This window comes from Bifidobacterium pullorum subsp. gallinarum, from assembly GCF_000741215.1.
GTDB lineage: Bacteria > Actinomycetota > Actinomycetes > Actinomycetales > Bifidobacteriaceae > Bifidobacterium > Bifidobacterium pullorum_B.
Map to the genome: position 1 here is coordinate 160,506 of NZ_JGYX01000007.1, position 17,977 is coordinate 178,482.

General features: G+C 63.4%; 15 protein-coding genes. 13 read left to right on the forward strand and 2 right to left on the reverse strand.

Features of this window, described 5'->3' with window-relative positions:
* Positions 1-18: 18 nt before the first annotated feature.
* Positions 19-1,941, forward strand: a complete 1,923-nt coding sequence (locus BIGA_RS08520) for a [protein-PII] uridylyltransferase family protein (RefSeq protein WP_033507349.1) — start codon at positions 19-21, stop codon at positions 1,939-1,941.
* Positions 1,942-1,946: 5 nt separating this feature from the next.
* Here the strand turns inward: BIGA_RS08520 and BIGA_RS08525 are convergent, their stop codons facing one another.
* The gene (locus BIGA_RS08525; RefSeq protein WP_033507351.1) at positions 1,947-3,287 is read right to left on the reverse strand and encodes an MATE family efflux transporter; all 1,341 of its coding nucleotides are present in this window, start codon (positions 3,285-3,287) and stop codon (positions 1,947-1,949) included.
* A 681-nt stretch (positions 3,288-3,968) separates the two neighbouring features.
* Here BIGA_RS08525 and BIGA_RS08530 point away from each other — a divergent pair.
* From BIGA_RS08530 to BIGA_RS08585, 12 genes are all read left to right on the forward strand, one after another.
* Positions 3,969-4,277, forward strand: a complete 309-nt coding sequence (locus BIGA_RS08530; protein WP_202805513.1) for a hypothetical protein — start codon at positions 3,969-3,971, stop codon at positions 4,275-4,277.
* A 55-nt stretch (positions 4,278-4,332) separates the two neighbouring features.
* Positions 4,333-5,187, forward strand: a complete 855-nt coding sequence (locus BIGA_RS08535; protein WP_161786267.1) for a prolipoprotein diacylglyceryl transferase — start codon at positions 4,333-4,335, stop codon at positions 5,185-5,187.
* Positions 5,188-5,437: 250 nt separating this feature from the next.
* Entirely contained in the window at positions 5,438-6,019 is a 582-nt protein-coding gene (locus BIGA_RS08540) for a LytR/AlgR family response regulator transcription factor (protein ID WP_161786268.1), read from the forward strand.
* A gap of 121 nt (positions 6,020-6,140) precedes the next feature.
* Entirely contained in the window at positions 6,141-7,403 is a 1,263-nt protein-coding gene (locus tag BIGA_RS08545) for an ATP-binding protein (RefSeq protein ID WP_237744098.1), read from the forward strand.
* Between the two features lie 40 nt (positions 7,404-7,443).
* Complete coding sequence (gene dnaB / locus BIGA_RS08550) at positions 7,444-8,910, forward strand: replicative DNA helicase (protein ID WP_033507355.1); 1,467 nt, start codon at positions 7,444-7,446, stop codon at positions 8,908-8,910.
* A 2-nt stretch (positions 8,911-8,912) separates the two neighbouring features.
* Positions 8,913-10,511, forward strand: coding sequence for a Mur ligase family protein (locus BIGA_RS08555; RefSeq protein WP_081929624.1), 1,599 nt, complete (start codon positions 8,913-8,915; stop codon positions 10,509-10,511).
* Between the two features lie 9 nt (positions 10,512-10,520).
* A complete protein-coding gene (locus tag BIGA_RS08560) occupies positions 10,521-11,297 on the forward strand; it encodes a type 1 glutamine amidotransferase (RefSeq protein ID WP_033507357.1) in 777 nt (258 codons plus the stop codon).
* A gap of 192 nt (positions 11,298-11,489) precedes the next feature.
* Positions 11,490-11,708, forward strand: a complete 219-nt coding sequence (locus BIGA_RS08565) for a phasin family protein (protein ID WP_033507359.1) — start codon at positions 11,490-11,492, stop codon at positions 11,706-11,708.
* A 62-nt stretch (positions 11,709-11,770) separates the two neighbouring features.
* Entirely contained in the window at positions 11,771-13,630 is a 1,860-nt protein-coding gene (locus BIGA_RS08570; protein ID WP_051917207.1) for an ABC1 kinase family protein, read from the forward strand.
* A 109-nt stretch (positions 13,631-13,739) separates the two neighbouring features.
* Entirely contained in the window at positions 13,740-14,300 is a 561-nt protein-coding gene (locus BIGA_RS08575; protein ID WP_051917208.1) for a GNAT family N-acetyltransferase, read from the forward strand.
* A gap of 41 nt (positions 14,301-14,341) precedes the next feature.
* Positions 14,342-15,391, forward strand: a complete 1,050-nt coding sequence (locus BIGA_RS08580) for a glycerophosphodiester phosphodiesterase family protein (protein WP_033507361.1) — start codon at positions 14,342-14,344, stop codon at positions 15,389-15,391.
* Positions 15,392-15,657: 266 nt separating this feature from the next.
* Positions 15,658-17,052: an ATP-binding protein gene (locus tag BIGA_RS08585; protein WP_033507363.1), complete on the forward strand. Its 1,395-nt coding sequence runs from the start codon at positions 15,658-15,660 to the stop codon at positions 17,050-17,052.
* A 241-nt stretch (positions 17,053-17,293) separates the two neighbouring features.
* Here the strand turns inward: BIGA_RS08585 and upp are convergent, their stop codons facing one another.
* Positions 17,294-17,938 carry a uracil phosphoribosyltransferase gene (upp, locus tag BIGA_RS08590; RefSeq protein WP_033507365.1) on the reverse strand — a complete coding sequence of 215 codons (645 nt, stop codon included), beginning with the start codon at positions 17,936-17,938 and terminating at the stop codon, positions 17,294-17,296.
* Between the last annotated feature and the right edge of the window lie 39 nt (positions 17,939-17,977).

A 17,977-nucleotide genomic window follows, 5' to 3' on the forward strand; every position in this document is an offset into this window, starting at 1 on the left:
CAAGGTGAGGAGTCCGATATGAGTGCCGTGGATGGGCTGAAGGCGCGGTTCCTGGAGCTGAGCGCCCCGGATGCGGACGGCGTATACCGTGATGGCGCGGGCAAGCGTCGTGCACGCACCGCGCTGGCGATGGACCGGTTGCGAGCGTTGTGGGACGAGGCAAGCGCGGCGACATCGTTCGTGGTGCCGGACCGCGGCGTGGGATTGGCCGCCACCGGTTCCCTGTCCCGTGGACAGATCGGTCCGTGTTCGGACCTGGACCTGGTGCTCATCCACGACGGGCATGTGCTGGACGAGCATCAGATCACCGAGCTGGCGAATCTGCTGTGGTATCCGCTGTGGGACAGTGGTCTGGATCTCGACCATGCCGTGCGTTCGCGCGCGCAGTGCGAGGCGGTGACGGACCATGATCTGCCGGCGGCCACCGGATGGCTGGAGGTGCGGCCGGTCGCGGGTGATGCGGAACTGATCGAGGACACGGCGTCGTCGATTCTCGAACGATGGCGCCGTGCCGCGCGCCGTCGTCTGCCCGAACTGCTGGACTCGGCGCAGGCGCGTCTGTTGGAATCCGGAAGACTGCCGTATCTCAACCAGCCGAACGTCAAGGAGGCGCACGGCGGTCTGCGCGACACGGTGCTCGTGTCCGCGCTGGCGGCCTCGTGGCTGGCCGATCGCCCCCATGGCGGGTACGACGACGCCGTCGAACGGCTGCTGGACGTCCGCGACTGCATCCACCTGGCGGCGGGACGCGATACGAACCTGCTGCTGACCGCATACCAGCCCGCGGTCGCCGCGATGCTGGGCCTGGCGGACCCCACGCTGCCGGAGGGGGAGCGCGCCGCCGCCTCCATCGACGACCTGATGACGATGATCGCCCGACTGGGGCGCACGGTGTCGTTCGCCTATCTGGACACCGCCTCGCGCGCCCGGCGCTCGCTGGTGCACGACCGGCCGCGATTCGCGTTCTTCCAGATCTTCCAGCCGCGTGCGGCGGGGCGGCGTGAGGCGCCGACGTTCGACGTCATCGCCCCCGGGGTGGCGCGGCATGAGGGGGAGATCGTGCTCGCGCCCGGTGCCGATCCGTCGTCCGATCCGGCGCTGCCGTTGCGCGTGGCGGTGGCCTCGGGCGAATCCGGGTTGCCGATCAATCCGGTGACGTTGTCCAATCTCACACGCTGCCCGATGCGCGACCATGACTGGAACGCCGAGGAGCGTGCGTTGCTGATCCGATTGCTGTCCTGCGGGGCGCACCTGCCGGAGGTGTGGGAGCGTTTGGATTACGTCGGCGTCCCCGGGCGGTGGATGCCCGAATGGTTGGGCATCCGCAACCGTCCGAGCGTCTCGGCCGCGCATCGGTACACCATCGACCAGCATATGATCCAGGTCGTTTCGCGATTGGGTCGCGGCGATGGGCGGTCCGACGGCCATGGCGGTTCCCGCGGCGTTGACGCGAGTGTCAGGGGCGCGGCCCCGATCGGTGCGGTCCCGTCGGATGCATCGATGCCGGGACTGTCGGAGCATTACGATGGCGAGCGGTATGCTGCGCTGCTGCTGGCGGGACTGCTGCATGACATCGGCAAACGCCCCGGCGTGCGCGACCATGCGGCCGAAGGCGCACGCCACGCGCCGGTGATCCTGCGCCGCATGGGGTTCGGCGAACACGTGGTCGGGATGGCCACACTGCTGGTGCGCGAGCACCTGACCCTATCCGAATTCGCCACCGGGCGTGACCCCCATGACCCGGCCGTCGGCGCCGAACTGGCGGAACGGGTGGGGCGTGACCCGGTGATGCTGGACATGCTGTTCGACCTGACCCGCGCCGACGGATCGTCATTGGGCGCCACATCCGACGAGCAGATCACCAAACGGTACGGGTGGTCGTCGTGGCGGGAATCCACCGCGCGCATGATGTTCGCCGCCGCCCGCCGTTCTCTGGCGTGACCGGGTCAGCGCATCCAGCGGTCGGTGCGGATGCGTAGGCCGTTGAAGATGGCGCGTGCGCCGATGAACAGCAGGTTGATCACCGTCCAGAGCGCGGCCATTCGGACCGCATCATTGGTGAGGATCACGCCGTCGGCCAGATGGAGTCCCCACAACGCCGGCAGGTAGACCACCGCCGTGGCCGCGCAACCGGCCGCCAGATAGCGGTAGTCGCCCGCGCCGATCAGGATGCCGTCCACGGCCCACATCCATCCGCCCAACGGCAGGAATATTCCCAATACCATCATGCCGACTGTGATGAGTCGTTGCACGTCGGGTGTCGGGGAGAACAGCGGCGCGGCAACGAATCCGACCGCGATCAGGGCCACGCCGATCGCCACGCCGCCGATCAGCCCGGAGCGGCCCGCCGCACGCGTCATCAGGCGCGCACGGTCACGGTGCCCGGCACCCAGTTCGGCGGCCACCAACGCCTGCCCCGCAATGCCGATCGCATCCAATATGTTGATGACGAAGTTCCAGCATGAGTTCACCGATTGATAGGCCGCCAGCACCTGCGTGCCCATCGACGTGGCCGCCATGACGGTGGCCACCATGCAGGCGCGCAGCGCCAGCGAGCGGATGAACAGCACGGAGCCGTCGCTGGCGCTGCCGAGGATGCCGCGCAGCCGTGGCCGCCAGTCCGCGCCGTCCGCCCGCGCCCACAGCAGCGCCGGCACGACCAGGAACAGTCCCATGAACCACTGGGCGATGAGCGTGGCCACGCCGGAGCCCGTGACGCCCCAGTCGAATCCGAACACGAACAGCACGTCGAGCACGGTGTTGACCACCGCGCCGCACACCGCCGCAGCCAGGGTGATGCGCACCTTCTGCAATCCTCGGAAGATGCCGTTCGCCGCATACACCAGCATCATGCCGGGCATTCCGAACACCACGGCCTGCAGATAGGCCGTGGCGTTGTCGAGCACGTCGCCGCGCGCGCCCATGGCCCAGCACAGCGGTTCGGCGGCCAGGAAGATGACCAATGACGCCATGGAGCCGATGATGAGGGCCAGCCACAGCCCGTCGATCCCGGCTTCGAGCCCTTCGCGGCGGCGCCCGGCGCCGATGAGGTGGCCGACCTGGCTGGTGGTGCTGTAGGCCAGGAACACGCATAATCCCACCACGGTGAGCAGGATGGTGGAGCCGATCGAGAGTCCTGCCAGCGCCGTGTCCCCGATGTGGCCGACGATGGCCGTGTCGATGAGCACGAACGCGGGTTCGGCGATGAGCTGTCCGAAGGTGGGGACGGCGAGGGCGAGGATCTGGCGGTTGATGGCGCGGGTGTCGGTGGGGTTCGTTTGTGGCATGGGGCGATTGTACAGGAATGGGAATGCTGGGGATAGAGGAGGGGGCGTTCGGTTGCATGTGCTGGATATCCCCGCGAAACGCACACGGAACGGTGTGCGAATACGGAGGCGGATGTGGGTGCTGCGGATGGGATTCCGTCTGTCCTTACCACGATTGGTTCGGATATGCAAATCTCAGTCTCACATCCATTCGGTTATCCCCATGTTATGCACATGGTTATCCCCATATTGTGGATAACCCACCCTGCTATCCACAGAGTTATCCCCAAAATGTGGATAACTCACGTTTTTCTATCCACATTGCAGAGTCCGAGCGTGTCGCCCGGTTGGACTGCGGGTGAACACATGGTGGCGACCATGTGCGGAGTGCGCGGGGATATTGTATCCGGGCGGGAGCTGGCTGGGTATCGCTGGTCGGGCATCGGACGCCGGATGTGATATGGCCGATGCCATCGAATGGCTGGTGCGGCCCTGTTCGTATCGGGCATCGGGATGTGGGGACGGTCCGAATGGTGGAATTGTCGGTGCGATTATGACGAATAGCAGTGCGATTGTGACGGTTGGGTGGTGGTATCGGGAACGCGTGCCCTAAAACGGAAATGGTTTGGGCGTGAGTTGTCTCGAATGCGGGAACGGCGTTCGAATCGTAGAGAATACATGAGTTCAGAGAAAGGTTCTGCCATGACCGTTCCTCAGCAACAGTTGCCGCAGGGGTCGCAGCCCGGTAAGAGTGCGGCCACAGCCAGTCTGGTCTGTGGCATCATCGGCGTGGTACTGTGGTTCTTCGGCTGGTCCGCCATCGTTTCCGTCATCCTGGGCATCGTCGGTCTGGTGTTGGCCAGCAACGCGAAGAAGGCGGGATTCAATGACGGTTTGCGTACCGCGGGTTTCGTTCTGTCGCTGCTGTCGTTGATCTTCGGCGGCATCATCTTTGTGGCGTGCGTCGCCTGCGTAGGCACGTTGGGGACGGCGGGTCTGCTGTCCTCATGATGTCGGTCTGACATCGGCGTTCGGATGGAAACCGTGTCGACGGCCGATGCCGTGGATGCGGTTTCTCATGTATGGATGGATTGTCTCCGAACCGGACGGAAGTGACGACATGTTGCCGTACATCGATGTGCTGGACAGGGCCATACCCATGTATGGCCTATTGGGCGTCATCGGTTTTTTCGCAGCGCTGGGGTTGATTCTGGCGATGAGCCGGCCTCTGGGCATTGATCGTGAGAATGCGGTGTACCTGTTCGTATTCACGGTCATCGGGTGCATGGTAGGTGCGAAGCTGCTGTATCTGCTGACGGTGTTGCCGGATTTGCTGGCGGATTTGCCGGACATGGTCAATGATTTCGGCCTGCTGGTGCGCAAGTATTTGTCGGGCGGGTTCGTGTTCTATGGCGGGTTGATCGGCGGAGTGAGCGTCGCGTTCTGGTATTGCAGGTTTTTCCACTGGCGATTGTCCGATTACCTGCCCGTATTGATGCCGGCGGTTCCCCTGATACATGCGTTCGGACGTCTGGGATGTTTTTGCGCCGGTTGCTGTTATGGCGTTGAGGTTCCTTGGGGGGTGACGTTCGCCGATGCCGTTGCCGGGCCGAATGGGGTGCCGTTGTTCCCTGTCCAGCTTGTTGAGGCCGTCTGCGAATTCGCAATCTGCGCGATTCTGGTTCGGATGTCGGTATCAGGCGCGTCGCGCCGTGAGCCGTGGATGCTGGTTGTCGCCTATATTCTGATGTATGCGCCAGTTCGGTTCGTACTTGAGTTCTTTCGTGGGGATGCCGTACGAGGCGTGTGGTTCGGTCTGTCCACGTCACAGTGGCTGAGTCTGGCGGCCTGTGTCGCGGTGGGGGTCTGCTGCTGCGGATGCGCCGTCGCGAGGCTTAGAATCTACGGTAGTTGGTGGTAAGCCACGGCATGGGGTCGAGTTGTGTGTCCGAAGTCGAGCGTCGTCGCGACGTGTGGTGCGGATGCCGGGGAGGAGGAAGATATGCTGGTGGCGGTTGTGGATGACGATCGGGCTCGGGCGGATATGCTCATGCGAATGGTCCGTGACTCGCCGGTTTGGGCGGAATATCACGGGGGGAGGGGTATGTGCTGCGGGGGAATGCGACGTCCGATGCTTTGGATCCGTTGGGGAATTCGAGCGGTTCAGTCATGTGGAAGCGTGTTCGTTCGATGTCGTGATCGTAGATGGCCGTGTGATCGGCGATGCCGGCGCAGCCGACGACGCCGCTGCGAGGCGACTGTTTTCTCGGGACGGGGTGACGCAGGTCATCTGCATCACCGAAGACGCGGATGGTCGCTCCATCGGGTCCGTGACGCAACCTGTTGGTTTTCTGATGAAACCGGTCACTCGGGAGGCGATGGATGGGATGCTGTCCAAGGCGTTGCGTCGCCGTGCCGAGCGTGCGGAGCGCCCGGTGATTATCGTCTCCGAGGGCCATACGCGCGTTGTGCAACCGCGCGATGTGATGTGGGTCGAAAGCCATCGTCAATTGTTGTGCATACACACCTGTTATGGGGATATGACGACCTACCTCAAGCTGGCTCAGGCGGCTATGATGTTCCCTGATCGCTTTGTTCGCTGTCACCAGAGTTTCCTGGTGAATCTCGACTACGTGACGACATGGAGCAGCGACCGGTTCGTGCTGACCGACGGCAGGGTGATTCCGATCAGTCAGCGCCGTCGCGCTGAGACGAGGGCGGCGGTATTGGCATACGCCCGTACGATGAGATGATTCCGCAGAGCGGGTCGGTTCCCGCTTGCCTACGAGGCTGACCATACGGATTTATGTCTTGATAAATATTAGATATATCTTACATTTTATTTTCTATGTCAAATAATGTAAAATATATTGTATGTTTGAAAGCATGCTGACGTATCCCCGGCCCCGACTGCTGGAATCGTTGATCGCCCACATGGGCACCGACGAGGTCAAGGTGCTGACGGGTGTCCGCCGGTGCGGCAAGTCGACGTTGCTGCGTATGTTCGCCGACCGTCTGAGGGCAAACGGCATCGCCGAATCCAATCTGTTCTTCAAACAGCTCGATGCCGCGGGGCTGCCCTTCGACTACGCTGCGCGTAACCTGTACGAGGAACTGTCTGCGGCGTATCGTGCGGCAGACAAGAACGGTACGTTCGTCATCCTGCTGGACGAGGTGCAGGAGGTGGCGGGATGGGAGAAGGTCGTCCGTCGTTTCCAGACGCAGCCGGATACCGACATCTATCTGACCGGATCGAACGCGATGCTGCTGTCCGGCGAACTGGCCACCTACATCGCCGGCCGGTATGTGGAGATACCGGTCTACCCGTTCTCATTCGAGGAATACGTATCATGCCGTGCCTTGCAGGACGAATCGTCGGATTCGCCCGACGTGCTGCTGGCCGACTACATGCGGTACGGCGGCATGCCGGCGCTGCTTGCCATGGGGCCGGCAGACGAATCGCGCGCCGCGGAGGTTCTGGACGCCATATTCAATACCATCGTCGTCAAGGACGTGGCGAGCAGGTATGGTATCCGTGATCTCGCGACGTTCGACAAAATCGCGCGGTATCTGTTCGCGACATCCGGGAACCTGTTCTCGGTGCGCAGAATCGTCAACACGTTGAAATCATCCGGCGTCGTCATCAGCCCGCAGACGCTGGACGAGCAGATCAGGATGCTGGAGCAGGCGTTCGTGATCTATGCGGCGGAACAATCCGGGCTGAGAGGCAAACAGATTCTCCGTCCCCAACGCAAGTATTATCCGGTTGACAACGGGTTCAGGAATTATGCCCTGGGCTTCGCGGGCGTCGATGCCGGATTCCAACTGGAGGGCATCGTATACATGGAACTGCTGCGTCGCGGATGGACGGTTCACGTCGGTGCGCTGCCCACGGGAGAGGTCGATTTCGTCGCGAGACGAGGCTCGGCGATGCGGTATGTTCAGGTCACCGCGTCGATGGCCGACGAAGCCACACGCGAGCGCGAACTGGCGCCGCTGCGCGCGGTCGGTGACTCTTTCCCGAAGGTCGTCGTGACGCTCGAACCCTACGGCGTCGGTACCACACAGGACGGCATTACCGTCATCCGGGCCGTCGACTGGTTGCTGGACGTCGATGGGGACATGGGCGATCGGTAGATATCTACCGGCTTTCGAGCCTGCATCTATACTCGAACGTATGGTTGATGGAAACAGTTGGGATGAGTCCCGTTCGGGCGGGAACGGCCGTGGTTCGCGCGGCGCGGACGGCTACGCCGGTGACGCGTCGTATACGTCCGGCGCCTCCGGTGCGTCGTCGCGTGACGTGATCTTCGACCGTGTGCCCCCGCACGATGATGACGCCGAGATGGCCGTGCTGGGCGGCATGCTAATGAGCAAGGACGCCATCGGCGAGGTCTCGCAGATGATCGACGTCACCGATTTCTATCAGCCGAAGCATCAGACCATCTATGAGGCCATCATCACGTTGTTCTCCGGCTCGCAGCCGGTGGATGTGGTGCTGGTGGCCAACGAGCTGCTCAAAGCCGGCGACCTGGAGAAGGTCGGTGGCGCCGACTACCTGCACAGTCTGGTGGCCTCGGTGCCGACCGCCGCGAACGCCACGTTCTACGCGGAGATCGTGCACCAGCGCGCGATCCTGCGCAACGTGATCGCCACCGGCACCAAGATCGCCCAGCTCGGGTATTCGGCGGAGGGCTCCCAGGCCGAGGACGTGGTGAACCTGGCCCAATCCGAGGTCTACGAGATGAGCGTGGGCCGTGTGCGGCAGGATTACGCGCCGCTCGGCGACGCCGTCAAGGACACGTTGGAGATGCTGGACAACCTCCAGCAGGGCAATGTGGAACGCGGTGTGCCTACGGGCTTCCGCGACATCGACGACGTGACGCAGGGCCTGCAGCCCGGCCAGATGATCGTGGTCGCCGGCCGTCCGGCCATGGGCAAGTCCACGCTCGGCATCGACTTCGCCCGTGCCGCCTCGCTGCACCACGGCCTGACCTCCATCGTGTTCAGCCTGGAGATGAGCAAGACGGAACTGGCGCAGCGCATCATCTCCGCCGAAACGGACATCCCGCTAGTCGCGCTGCGTCGTGCCGACGACATCACGCCGGAACGGTGGAACACGTTGAACAAGTTCTGGAACCGCATGCAGAACGCGCCGCTGTTCATCGACGACAGCCCGAATATGAGCCTGATGGAGATCCGCGCCAAATGCCGACGGCTCAAGCAGACCAACGACCTGAAACTCGTGGTCATCGACTACCTGCAGCTGATGACCTCGGGCAAGCGCGTGGAAAGCCGCCAGCAGGAGGTCTCCGAATTCTCCCGTGCGCTGAAGTTGCTCGCCAAGGAGCTTGAGGTGCCGGTTGTGGCGCTTTCCCAGCTCAACCGCGGCCCCGAGATGCGCAACGACAAGAAACCGCAGCTGTCCGACCTGCGCGAATCCGGCTCGATCGAGCAGGACGCCGACGTGGTGTTCCTCGTGCATCGCCCCGACTTCTATGACAAGGAGGATCGCCCGGGCGAGGCCGACATCATCATGGCCAAGCACCGTAACGGTCCGACCGATACCTTCCATCTGGCATTCCTCGGCGCGACCTCGAAGTTCAAGGACATGCCACAGGATTACAACAACCAGGGGGTGTAACGATGGCATCGCGGAATACAACAGTGCAGCAACCGGTCGCCGAGAACCAGACAACCGTCACACCGTCACCTGTGGACGCGAAGACTCGCCGCCCTTGGCACGCCTTCGCCACCCCGCTGATCGGCAAGGCCGTGCGCAAGGCGGCGCGGCTCGCGCACTCCGGTGGCAGCGCGTTCCCCGGCAAGATCGCCGAAACCATCGACCCCGGTTTCCTGGCGCGCACGCTCGGCCAACTGCCGCTCGGCGTGGTGCTGGTCTCCGGCACCAACGGCAAAACCACCACCACGCGTATGGTGGCCAGCGTGTTGGAGAACCTCGGCCTGAAGGTGTTCACCAATCCGACCGGCTCGAACTTCACCCGCGGCGTGGTCTCGGCATTGCTGGATCGGGTCACGCTCGGCGGCCGGCTGGACGCCGACATCGCCGTGCTCGAACTCGACGAGGCCTACGCCGTGCACTTCGTGCGCCAGGTCAAGCCGCGCCACTGCCTGTTGCTCAACGTCATGCGCGACCAGCTCGACCGCTTCGGCGAGATCGACAATACCGCCCGTCTGCTCAGCAGCGTGGCCGAAGCCACCACCGGCACCGTGGTGCTCAACCGCGAGGACCCGCGCATCGCCGCGCTCGCCGACGTGGCGCCCGCCACGGCCTCGGTCCGCTACTTCGGACTGGATGCCTCGTTGCGCTCGTTCTTCCCCTCCGACGACGACATGGCCACCACGGTGAGTCTGCCGGGACTCGGAGCCGCCGCCGAGCACATGGAGTCCGGCCAAGCATCCGCTGCCGCATCCGACGGTTCGGGCGTCGCCGGCAAGGCCGGCCAATCCTGCCCTGACGGGGATTCCGACACCGGTGGACGTACTCCCGAAGCGCTTCCCGCTGATGTCGCGTTGATGGCTGTCGGCGATCATCAGGCTACGTTCCGCATCGACGGTGCCGACCTGACCACGCCGGTCCGGCTTGAAGGCGTCTACAACCTGTACAACGCAGCGGCCGCGCTCGCCGTGGTGCGTGCCGTGCTGGCGGATATCCGCCGCGGCACGATCGGAACGACGAGGGCGGAATCGACGGGCTCACCGGACTCTGATGCATCCGCCGCACGCATGACATTGGTCGCGCAGTCAGATACCGACGCGCTGATGGCCGCGCTCTCGACGGTCACCCCCGCGTTCGGACGCGGGGAATCAATCGATGTGAACGGTTCCACGGTGGAGCTGCTGCTGGTCAAGAACCCGATGGGCTTCCGCCTGTCGCTGGCGTCGTTCCCGCCCGAAGAGCATGACACGATGATCTGCATCAACGACGAATACGCCGATGGCCGTGATATGAGTTGGCTGTGGGACGTGGACTTCACCAGCCTGCGCGGCACCGGCGTGGCGATGGTCTCCGGCGTGCGCGCGTGGGATATGGCGCTGCGCCTCGAATACGACCAGGTGCCGGTCGCCGAGGTCGATACGGAACTGGATAAGGCCGTCGAACGGTTCGTGACCGCCAATCCGGGCACGCCGAAGCACATCTACTGCACATACACCGCCATGCTCGCCGTACGTGCACGGCTTGGCCGCATGACCGAAGTCGCCGATGCCGGCGTGGGACGTTAAGGAGCGACGATGAGCGAAACCAACGAGACCAATGGGGTTGCCGGCGTCATCGACGTCGTCTCCCTGTATCCCAAGGATATGAACATCTATGGCGACTCCGGCAACGTACTCACCGTCGCCAGGCGGCTCGCGCTGTACGGGTATGCGCCGCGCATCCACGAGATCAACCAGGGCGACCCGTGGCCGGAGCGCGTGGACATGATCCTCGGCGGCGGCGGACAGGACACCGGGCAGAAGAAGATCATCGACGACCTGTTCGCCCGCGCCGACGACCTGCGCCGCTTCGCCGCGGATGGCGTGCCGATGCTGATGATCTGCGGCCTGTACCAGCTGTTCGGCCATTACTTCGAGACAATCGACGGCACTCGGCTCGACGGCATCGGCATCATCGGCGCCCACACCATCGGGCGCGACGTGCGCATGATCGGCAACCTCGTCGAACATTCCGCGCACTTCGGCGATATCATCGGCTACGAGAACCATTCCGGGCAGACCTTCCTCGATCCGGGCGTCGAACCGCTGGGCCGTGTGGACCATGACGGCACCGGCAACAACGGCGAGGACCACACCGAGGGCGCGCGCGTCAACAACGTCATCGGCACCTACATGCACGGTTCGCTGCTGCCCAAGAACCCGGCCATTGCGGATTTCCTCATCCGCGCGGCCGCGGAACGGCGTTACGGCGCATTCGAACCGCGCCAGGCCAAGGACCGGGTCGCCGAACTCGCGCGCATCGACGGAATCGCCGCCAAAGCCAGGGCCGTGGCCGCCGGCAGGCCGCGGTAAGCGTTCCGTCGGAAAGCGCTGTTTTCCCATCCCCTGCACGGGTATGCGGAAAAGTGTTGCATAACACACTTTTCCGATAAGGGATGGCTTGACGCCACTGTGCCGTTTTTCGATATCGTCCCTCGAATGTTGAACCGGCGTGAAGTGCGGGGTGCGGTAGAGTGGAACCACATCCGTTCAAAGGAGGACACGATGGCTGATTTCGATTTCGGTGAAGGCCTGCGCAAGGTGTTTCTGGCGGGCGTCGGCGCCCTGGCCACCACAGTGGAGAAGGGTCAGGAAATCGTTGACGATCTGGTCAAGAAGGGCGAGCTGACCGTTGAGCAGGGCAAGGCCCTGAACACCGAGCTCAAGCGCAAGGCCGAAGAGGTTAAGGAAGAGCACGAGGCCAGGGCCGATCAGGCCGAGTAAGGCTCTTCCACCTATAACCGTCCGGTGTCGCGCAAGCGCATCGGACGGTTGCTGATGCCGCAATGAGCAACGTATCCCCATCCCCCAAGACCAGTCGGCAGCCATCGGGCGCAACAAAGCGGCCCGACGCTTCAGCGTCGAATAAGCCGACATCGAATATCCCCACGTCGGATGCCGCCGCACCGGATGTCTCTGCGTCGGGCGCCCCCACATCGGCGCCTCCGTACGCGCGCGCATACGTTCCCGGCACCCCCGACGCGGAAGTCGCCGAACTCATCGGCCTATTCGGATCCCGCCGCAACGACGCATTCGCCGCGCGGTACCATCTGACACGGCGCAACAAACTCAAACGACTCTGGCAGATCGCCCGCATCGCCAACCAATTCGACGTCATCCACGGCCTGACCCCGGTCAAGATGCGGCTCATGCTGGAGGCGCTCGGCCCCACCTTCGTCAAGGTCGGACAGATTCTCTCGATGCGCTCCGAGATCCTGCCGCAGGCATTCTGCGACGAACTGGCGAAACTACGCGCCGACGCCGACCCGATGCCGTACCAGACAGTCTTGGAGACGCTGTCCTCGGAATACGGACGCCCCATCGGCGAGATCTTCGAGCACATCGACCCCACCCCGCTGGGCTCCGCATCGCTGGCCCAGGTGCATCGGGCCACACTGCTCACCGGCGAGGACGTGGCCGTCAAGGTGCAACGCCCCGGTGTGCGTGAGACCATGGCCCAGGACGTATCCATCATGCGTTCGATCGCCCGTCTGGCCACCCGGGTCATGCCCAGTGCGCAGGTGGTGGATCTGGGCGGTGTGGTCGAGGAACTCTGGGACACCTTCGAATCCGAGACGGACTTCCTCGTGGAGGCCCGCAACCTGGCCGAGTTCAAACGCTTCTGCCAGCCCTACGTCTACATGGACTGCCCGAAACCCTACATGGATCTGTGCACCGAGCATGTGGTGGTGATGGACTATGTGGAGGGCATCTCCGTCTCGCACCCCGAACAGCTGATCGCCGCCGGATACGACCTTAAGGAGATCGGCACCAAGCTCGTCGACAACTACGCCACCCAGGTGCTCGACGACGGCTTCTTCCACGCCGATCCTCACCCCGGTAACATCATCATCGCCGGCGGACAGATCGTCCTGATCGACCTGGGCATGACCGGCCGGCTCAACGCCAAAATCCGTTCGGTGCTCAAGCAGATGATCTTCGCCGTGGCCAAACAGGACTCGCCGGCGCTCGCCGACGGCCTGCTGCGATTCGCCGGCACTGAGTCCGATGCGTCCGACTATCCGGCGCTGCTGGCCGATCTGGACACCATTGTGGCCGAATACGGCACCGTGGATCTGAAGGACCTGGACCTGGCCTCGTTCGTGACCGCGCTGACCCAGCTGGCGCAGCGGCACGGCATCGAGGTGCCGAGCACGGTGACCACGGTGGCCCGCGCGCTGGTCACGTTGGAGGGGCTGCTGGACGAGTTCATCCCCGACGTGAACATGATCGAGATCATCTCGGAGCACATCGCCACGTCGAAGCCCCTGGACCGCGCCGCCGCGGATGAGGTCAAGTCGTTGGGAGTCGAGGCGCATGCGGCGCTGCACGGCCTGCTCGGCGCGCTCTGTGAGACCAAGGTGGCGGCGCGCATGCTCACGCGCGGCCAGCTGCGGGTGAACATGGAGCTGGCCGGCGCCGAGGAGCCGATGCGCATGCTCTCCGAGATGGTCAACCGCCTGACGATGGCGCTGATCGTGGTCGGTCTGTATGTGGGCTCGTCGATCGTGTATTTCGCCGGTGTGCCGCCGATCGTGTTCGGCATCCCCGTAGTCGGGTTCATGGGCTACGTGGTGGCGTTCGTGCTGTCCGTGTGGATCGTCTTCGACATCTACTTCAAGGGCCGCCGTTCCAAGAGGCGCTGAGGCGCGTGCGAGTGGGAGCTACGATTCGGGCTCGTGCGTCAACCGCACCGCTCCGTAAACGTGGTACTGCCCACCCGCATTCCCCGATGATCCGCGCTACCATGGCGGCATGAAGCTGATTAAGGCATGGACTGGCGACTTGGATAGGGCATACGAACTGTTCGGCAAATTCCAAGCGGACGAGCATGGGTTCGTCAACGATGCGTATGGCCTGAGTCGCGACGAATTCGCCCAATACATGCGCAAGGTCGAGGATATGCACGCCGGCCGCAATCTCCCGGAGGGGTACGTGCCCGCCACCAAGTACATCCTGGTGAACGACAGCGGGGACTATGTGGGCATCTTCAACCTGCGGCACCGTCTCAACGATCGTCTGCGCGAAGGCGCGGGGCATATCGGCTACGGCATCGCGCCCGAGTATCGCGGACGCGGCTACGCCACCGCCGGACTGCGCATGATCCTCGTGACGGCCTTGGCCGAGTACGGCATCAAGGAGGCGTACCTGTCCGTGAACAAGGACAATCCCGCGTCGCTTGCCGTGCAACGGCATCTCGGCGCACGCATCGACCATGACAACGACACCGAATACTTCACCCGCATCCGGATCACGGAGCCTGGTGCCATGCCGGAACCCTGCCGCGACCCCGGCAAAGACGGGGCGTGCGGCTAGTCTCGGTAGCAGTGGACCATCCGACCCGAGGAAGGAGCATCATGGCGGAACGTGGGATGTTCGGTAAGGTGCTGTTGGCCGGCGCGGCTGCGGCGGGTGCCGCGGCGTGGGCGATCGCCCCGCGCAGTTTCTCCGACAAGCGCGACAACTACGTGCCGTCGATTCCGGACGTCTGGTACGCGCATCGCGGCCTGCACGACGCCGGTTCCGGCCTGACCGCGCAGTATGCGGCTGAAAGCGGGGAGTACGTGGCCTTGGCGCGCCGGATGGCGATGAAGGCCGGCTACGGTACGCCCGAATGCGTCGGCCCGATCGCCCCGGAGAACTCCCTGGCCGCGTTCGCCGCCGCCTGTGAGGCCGGGTACGGCATCGAGCTCGACATCCAGTTGACGATGGACGGCCAGGTGGTGGTGGCCCACGATGAGACGCTGATGCGTGTGGCGGGCGATCCGCGCCGCATCTGCGACCTGACCTATGACGAGCTGACCCGGATCCCGCTGTATCCCACGCCGTCGCGCCCCGGCTGCGAGCTGGCCGAGCCGGTGCCGAACGCGGTGGAGGCCCCCGGCCTGGTGGTGACCCCGGCCAAGCCGCCGCTGGGGTATTACCAGCATGTGCCGCTGTTCTCGGACGTGCTCAAGGTGGTGGCGGGTCGCGTGCCGCTGATTGTGGAATACAAGATCGATGGCAGTGATTGGACGCCGCGTTGCGAGGAGCTGATGGAGAAGGGCGACGCACTGTTGCAGGCGTATGCGGGTCCGTATGTGGTGGAGTCGTTCCATCCGATGGCGATGCGTTGGTACAGGGAGCATCGTCCGGAGGTGTGCCGCGGCCAGTTGATCGAGCCGCTGCCGTTGGGGCAGACCGACGTGACCTATTGGGCCGCGGGTCGGCTGCTGTTCAACTGGCTGTCCCGTCCGGATTTCGTGGCGTGCGATTGGCGCAGCGGTGGTTCCCCGCAGGTGCGCCTGAACCGTGCGTTGGGCGCGGTGCCGGTCTCCTGGACCGTGCGCAGCCGCGACGAGGTGGCCGAATGCGACGCTTGGTTCGATCACCACATCTTCGAGTCGTTCGTCCCCGACGAACACTGAGACACGCCCGGCCTGTGCGGACTCTGACACTTTTGTGACTCTGACACTTTCAGAGACTGGCGTTATTCCGCCGTTTTCTGGAATGTATCACAGTCACGATGTGTCAGAGTCCGCGCAGGCCGGGCGTGTCGGGGTGGGGAGTGGGGGCGGGCGGCCTCGTTTGCGGTTGCGTTTGTGGGTTTCCTGGTTACGCGGGGCGCAATTTTATAAAAGTACGGTACTGTAAAGTATAATACTAAGTATTGTACTTGCAGAAAGGCTGCATCATGGTGGGGTTCATCGGACGCGAGACCGAGTTGCGGATGCTGCAGCGCCGTTATGATAGCGGGAAGTCCGAGTGCGTCGTTGTGTACGGGCGTCGCCGGATCGGCAAAACGGCTCTGATCAATCGATTCGTTCAAGACAAGCCCGCCATCTTCTATACCGCCACCGAGAACGGCGCTGAACGCAACCTTAAAGGGCTCAGCGCCAGCATCGCGCGGTACCGCAACGGGCTGAACAGCGTGGGCTCGCCCGTGTATGAGGACTACAGGGATGCGTTCGAGGATGTGTTCCGCATGGCCGAACGCGATCGTCTCATCCTGGTCATTGACGAATACCCGTATCTGGCCAAGGCGGAGCCGATGGTGTCCTCACTGCTCCAGCAGTTGATCGACCAACATCATGGAACAGGTAAGCTCATGCTCATCCTCTCCGGGTCGAGTATGAGTTTCATGGAGCGCCAGGTGCTGGGGTATCAGAGCCCGTTGTACGGGCGTCGGACCGCGCAGATCAAGGTGATGCCGTTCGACTATCGCGAAAGCCGTGGTTTCGTGCCCGATATGGGCAAGGAGGACGCCGCCGTGGTGTATGGGATAACGGGCGGCATCCCCCAATATCTCATCCAGTTCGATGACGGCGTGAGCCTGGAGGAAAACCTGCGTTGGAACGTGTTGGACCCTTCGGCCTACCTCTTTGAAGAGCCCGGCAAGCTGCTGCAGGAGGAGCTGCGGAAGCCGGCTGAGTACAACAACATCATCCAGACCATCGCGTCAGGGGCGAGCAGCGGCGTCAAGATAGCCAACGGCTCCCATATCGAACAAACCGTGCTCTCCCATTATCTGCGCAACCTGTCGGATCTGCACATCATCGTCAAGGAGACACCTTATCCCGAGGGGAGCCGTCGCGGCATCTGGCGGATCGAGGACCTGCTCTTTCGTTTCTGGTATCGGTATATCCCCGACAATATGTCACTGATCGAGTCGGGACATGCCGATATCGCCGTCCAGCTCATCATGAAGGATCTGCCGAACTACATGGGCGGCGTGTTCGAGGACATATGCCGCCAGTGGCTATGGGCCAATACTGCAACCGACCGGGTGCCGTTCCTGCTCACCCATATGGGCCGATGGTGGGGAGGCGATCCGCGAACCAAGCGGCAGGAGGAGATCGACATCGTCGCGGACGGCAAGCCGTCCGGCCGCCGTCTGTATTGCGAATGCAAATGGCGCGGCAAATCGACCGATATCCCCGAGCTTGAGCAGTTGCGGTACCGCAGTGCGCTGGTGGATATGGAGCGCAAGGACTACATGTTGTTCTCCAAAGCCGGGTTCACCGACCGACTTCGGGCGCGTGCGGCGGAGGACGGGAACGTGCGATTGGTGTCGTTCGCGGATATGTGAGCCGGGCCGAATGTGATGCCTGGTTCGACCACCATATCTTCGGGTCCTGTTCCCGGACTCTGATACTTTGTGACTCTGCGATGTCTCGCAAGAATGGCGGAATTTCGCGGCTCTGGGACCATGCATCACAGCCGCGATATCGCAGAGTCACAAATGGCCCGGGTGCATCGGGCGTGGTGTAGCAAAAATCCCGGCCACCAGGTATTCGGTAGCCGGGATTTTCCGTAACAGGCGGACAGGCTCAGTCGATGACGCCATAAAGGCGGTCGCCGGCATCGCCCAGACCGGGGACGATGTAGGCCTTCTCGTTGAGGGCCTCGTCCACCGCGCACACCACCACCTTGAAGTCGATGGACGGGTCGATGTTCTTCTCGACGAATTCGATGCCCTCCGGCGCGGCCAGGATGCACACGGCGGTCACATCCTTGGCGCCGCGCTCGGCCAGGTAGTGCGTGGCGGCGACCAGCGTGCCGCCGGTGGCGAGCATCGGGTCGATCAGGAAGCACTGGCGGCCGGTCAGATCGTCGGGCAGACGGTTCGCGTAGGTGATCTGCTGCGTGGGATGCTCCTCGTCGCGCTTCATGCCGAGGAACCCGACCTCGGCGGTCGGCAGCATGCGGGTCATGCCGTCGAGCATGCCCAGGCCGGCACGCAGCACCGGCACGATGATCGGACGCGGATGGTCGGACAGCTTCTTGCCGACCATCGGGCAGATCGGTGTCTCGATCGGGCAATCCACAACATCGATGTTGCGGGTGGCCTCGTAGGTCTCGAGCATGACCAGCTCGGAGACGAGTTCGCGGAACGTGGCGGACGAGGTGTTCTTGTCACGCAGGACGGTGAGCTTGTGTTCCACCAGCGGGTGGTCCAAAACATGAATTTCCATACTTACTAGGGTAAGCCCTCGCAGCATGTTCGGCCATCC

What these genes read in the sequence shown, in the direction of transcription:
- upp (WP_033507365.1), bottom strand. Translation starts at nt 17,938, where the DNA reads ATGGAAATTCATGTTTTGGACCACCCGCTGGTGGAACACAAGCTCACC.
- BIGA_RS08545 (WP_237744098.1), top strand. Translation starts at nt 6,141, where the DNA reads ATGTTTGAAAGCATGCTGACGTATCCCCGGCCCCGACTGCTGGAATCG.
- BIGA_RS08535 (WP_161786267.1), top strand. Translation starts at nt 4,333, where the DNA reads ATGCGGTTTCTCATGTATGGATGGATTGTCTCCGAACCGGACGGAAGT.
- BIGA_RS08560 (WP_033507357.1), top strand. Translation starts at nt 10,521, where the DNA reads ATGAGCGAAACCAACGAGACCAATGGGGTTGCCGGCGTCATCGACGTC.
- BIGA_RS08570 (WP_051917207.1), top strand. Translation starts at nt 11,771, where the DNA reads ATGAGCAACGTATCCCCATCCCCCAAGACCAGTCGGCAGCCATCGGGC.
- BIGA_RS08565 (WP_033507359.1), top strand. Translation starts at nt 11,490, where the DNA reads ATGGCTGATTTCGATTTCGGTGAAGGCCTGCGCAAGGTGTTTCTGGCG.
- dnaB (WP_033507355.1), top strand. Translation starts at nt 7,444, where the DNA reads ATGGTTGATGGAAACAGTTGGGATGAGTCCCGTTCGGGCGGGAACGGC.
- BIGA_RS08555 (WP_081929624.1), top strand. Translation starts at nt 8,913, where the DNA reads ATGGCATCGCGGAATACAACAGTGCAGCAACCGGTCGCCGAGAACCAG.
- BIGA_RS08585 (WP_033507363.1), top strand. Translation starts at nt 15,658, where the DNA reads ATGGTGGGGTTCATCGGACGCGAGACCGAGTTGCGGATGCTGCAGCGC.
- BIGA_RS08530 (WP_202805513.1), top strand. Translation starts at nt 3,969, where the DNA reads ATGACCGTTCCTCAGCAACAGTTGCCGCAGGGGTCGCAGCCCGGTAAG.
- BIGA_RS08575 (WP_051917208.1), top strand. Translation starts at nt 13,740, where the DNA reads ATGAAGCTGATTAAGGCATGGACTGGCGACTTGGATAGGGCATACGAA.
- BIGA_RS08580 (WP_033507361.1), top strand. Translation starts at nt 14,342, where the DNA reads ATGGCGGAACGTGGGATGTTCGGTAAGGTGCTGTTGGCCGGCGCGGCT.
- BIGA_RS08520 (WP_033507349.1), top strand. Translation starts at nt 19, where the DNA reads ATGAGTGCCGTGGATGGGCTGAAGGCGCGGTTCCTGGAGCTGAGCGCC.
- BIGA_RS08525 (WP_033507351.1), bottom strand. Translation starts at nt 3,287, where the DNA reads ATGCCACAAACGAACCCCACCGACACCCGCGCCATCAACCGCCAGATC.